The organism is Neobacillus drentensis (assembly GCF_036966985.1).
Taxonomy (GTDB): Bacteria; Bacillota; Bacilli; order Bacillales; family Cytobacillaceae; genus Neobacillus; species Neobacillus drentensis_E.
On the sequence record NZ_JBALSN010000080.1, the window covers coordinates 17858 to 21525 of the forward strand.

Genomic DNA, 3668 nt, shown 5'->3' on the forward strand with positions numbered 1-3668 from the left:
TTAAACATCTTCCTTTAGAAAAGCAGCGTCGGATTTCAAATGAAACACTTGAAATTTTTGCACCTTTGGCACATCGTCTGGGGATCTCAAAGATTAAATGGGAGCTCGAAGATACAGCATTAAGGTATTTAAATCCGCAGCAATACTATCGAATTGTAAACTTAATGAAAAAGAAGCGAGCCGAACGCGAGCAATATTTAGAGGATGTCATTGAAGAAGTAAAAAGCCGAATGGGAGAAGTGGCTATTAAAGCAGAGCTTTCTGGCCGTCCTAAGCATATTTATAGTATTTACCGAAAAATGGCTTTGCAAAATAAGCAGTTCAGTGAAATTTATGATTTACTAGCCGTACGTATCGTCGTTAACAGTATTAAAGATTGCTATGCTGTCTTAGGGATCATTCACACCTGCTGGAAGCCGATGCCTGGCCGTTTTAAGGATTATATTGCGATGCCAAAGCCGAATATGTATCAATCGTTACATACCACGGTAATCGGGCCAAAGGGAGATCCGCTTGAGGTTCAGATTAGGACGAAGGAAATGCATCGGATTGCGGAATTCGGGGTTGCGGCTCACTGGGCATATAAAGAGGGCAAAGAAGCAATCAATGATAGCACTACTTTTGAACAAAAATTAACCTGGTTTAGAGAAATTCTTGAATTTCAAAATGATACTGCCAATGCGGAAGAGTTTATGGAGTCATTGAAAATCGACTTATTTTCCGATATGGTGTTTATATTTACGCCAAAAGGTGATGTGATCGAGTTGCCATCTGGTTCTGTTCCTATTGATTTTGCTTATCGAATTCATTCTGAAATTGGCAATAAGACGATAGGTGCAAAAGTGAATGGCAAAATGGTTACCCTTGACTATCGACTTAAAACCGGCGATATTATTGAAATTCTTACTTCGAAACATTCATACGGCCCAAGTCAGGATTGGTTGAAGCTTGCGCAAACATCGCAGGCGAAAAACAAGATTCGTGCTTTCTTTAAGAAACAGCGCCGGGATGAAAACGTTGATAAAGGTAAAGAGTTAGTTGAAAAAGAAATTCGTAATATGGAATTTGATATTAAAGAAATATTAACCACAGACAATCTGAAAAAAGTTGCTGAGAAGTTTAATTTTTCCAATGAAGAAGATATGTATGCAGCGGTTGGCTACAATGGAGTAACGGCCTTACAGGTGGCAAACCGTCTGACGGAGAAATGGCGTAAAAAGAGAGATCAAGAACAGAGTTCGAATATTACCAATGCGATAACGGATTTAAAAACCTTCCCAGCAACGAAAAAGCGTGAATCTGGTGTCCGTGTATCCGGCATCGATAATTTATTGATTCGATTATCAAGATGCTGTAACCCTGTACCTGGCGATGAAATTGTCGGTTTTATTACTAAAGGACGCGGGGTATCTGTTCATCGTTCGGACTGCACGAATATCGATTCCAATGATGCCCAGTCAAGGTTGATCCCGGTTGAATGGGAATCTTCTTTAAATGACCGGAAAGAATATAATGTTGACATCGAAATTAGCGGCTATGACCGCAGAGGGCTTCTGAATGAAGTGCTTCAAGCGGTAAATGAAACGAAAACCAATATCTCTGCTGTTTCTGGTAAAACGGATCGAAATAAAATGGCAACGATTAACATGTCTATTGCGATTCACAATGTGGCTCACTTACAAAAGGTGGTCGAGCGCATTAAACAGATCCCAGATATCTATTCAGTACGTCGAATGATGAATTAAGGAGTTTCAAAATGCGTGTAGTTGTTCAACGAAGTAAAAATGCCAGTGTAACCGTTGCCGGGGAAGTAACGGGGCAAATAACCAAAGGGCTTGTCTTACTTGTCGGTGTTACCCATGATGATAAGGAAGAGGACGCGGCCTATCTAGCTGATAAAATTGCTAATCTCCGTATTTTTGAAGATGAAGATGGAAAGATGAATTTCTCTTTAATGGATGTTGGTGGTGAAATCCTCTCAGTATCGCAATTTACCCTTTACGGTGATTGTCGAAAGGGAAGAAGGCCAAATTTCATGGGTGCGGCACGTCCAGACCAGGCTATTGAACTTTATGAGGTTTTTAATAGCTTGCTCCGTGAAAAAGGAATTCGTGTTGAAACCGGCATATTTGGTGCCATGATGGATGTCGAATTAATCAATGACGGGCCCGTTACGTTGATTATTGATAGTAAAGCATAAAAAAGGCTTAGCACTTAAATTTAGTGCTAAGCCTTTTTGGTTATGGATTTTCTTTAAAATATCTGGCCAATCCATCAAATAAACCTGAAGCCGCATTTTCTTGGAATCCAGCAGATTTTATCATCATTTCTTCAGCCGGATTGCTTAAATAACCTAGTTCCATTAACACAGCTTTTTGACTATTTTCACGGATGACATGGAAATCACCAAAACGAACCCCTCGACTAGTCATTTTTGTTTGGCCGACGGTTGATGAAAAAATGGATTCAGCAAGGGTTTGTTGATAGGTGTGATAATAATAGCCAGTCATACCATGGATACTTGGATCTACATTGCTATCGTAATGGAGACTGATAAAAGCATCGGCATTGTAGGTACGTGCCAAATTCACGCGGGAGGCAAGTTGTAAATAAGAATCATTTTTTCTCGTTATGTAGACATTAGCCCCTGCTGCCATTAATTTATCTGACAAAAGCTGTGCCGTCCGAAGTGTGAGGTCTTTTTCATAAATACCGCTGACTCCAGTTGCCCCTTTATCCGTACCGCCATGCCCTGGATCAAGGACAATCGTTTTATTTTTAAGATAGCCTTCAGCGCCGGTTTTTTTAATCTGTGGTTTGGTCCCGTTAATGGAGACCAGCCAGCCAGCAATATAACCAATTCTTCCATCCTCTAACTTAATTTCATACCAGTCATTGATGATACTTTTCACGGAATACGTTGCGCCTGTATTGGTCCGTTCGATAACATCTGATTGTACATCTGGTCCTTTGCGGATATTTGTCCCGTTATTTATTATCGTAATAATATTTTCCTTTACGGCTTGTCCAGTTTGGGATTTGGAAGCCTCTTTCTCGAGAAACCAACCGGCTACCCACCCGAAACTACCAGACTTGTACTCTATCTTCGCCCAATTATTCATTTCTTCTACGATCGTAAAACTTTGCCCCATGGTTACAGTCCCAATGGCGCTGGAATTCAATGAGGCACTGGAGCGGACACTAAGGCTGTCGGCTGTTACTGTTCCAATCAAGTCACTCTTTTGTGCAGTATCTGATGTTGAGGAACCTGTCGCTTGGCTGTCAATAAACTCAGAATTAACCCATCCTCTTAAATTAGAAAAACCAATCTCCAGCCAATTGTCTTGTTTCGAGTACATGGTTACGCTTGTCCCATAGGTAAGTTTCCCAACAACTGGGCTGAATGCGGAAGGTTCCCCGCGCATATTTAAGGTATCAGCATTTACGATACCGTAATTAGTTTTTATAGCCGTATTTTCTGTGACATCAGTATTATTTGAACTTGTTTCTTTGGTGACGAGCCAATTAACGAGCCAGCCTGTTTGACCATTGGCAAATTCAATTTCAATCCAATCGTCTTGTTCTGTCACGATTGGATACGTTTCGCCCCGATTTACTATTTTGATTAGCGGGTAACTCAGACCCGGACCGCCGCGGACATTGACAAA

The 3668-nt window shown here is 40.9% G+C and carries 3 protein-coding genes; 2 read left to right on the forward strand and 1 reads right to left on the reverse strand.

All coding sequences use genetic code 11. The features are described 5' to 3' along the window. Together V7659_RS05920 and dtd are read left to right on the forward strand one after the other, a co-directional pair. A partial coding sequence (locus tag V7659_RS05920) for a RelA/SpoT family protein (protein ID WP_335538783.1) occupies nucleotides 1-1745 on the forward strand: 1745 nt, incomplete at its 5' end. A gap of 11 nt (nucleotides 1746-1756) precedes the next feature. Beyond that, entirely contained in the window at nucleotides 1757-2200 is a 444-nt protein-coding gene (gene dtd / locus V7659_RS05925) for a D-aminoacyl-tRNA deacylase (protein WP_335538784.1), read from the forward strand. 40 nt (nucleotides 2201-2240) lie between these two features. Here dtd and V7659_RS05930 read toward each other — a convergent pair. Further along, nucleotides 2241-3668 (reverse strand): N-acetylmuramoyl-L-alanine amidase (locus V7659_RS05930; protein ID WP_335538785.1); only part of this gene is annotated, 1428 nt, incomplete at its 5' end.

What these genes read in the sequence shown, in the direction of transcription:
- dtd (WP_335538784.1), top strand. Translation starts at nt 1,757, where the DNA reads ATGCGTGTAGTTGTTCAACGAAGTAAAAATGCCAGTGTAACCGTTGCC.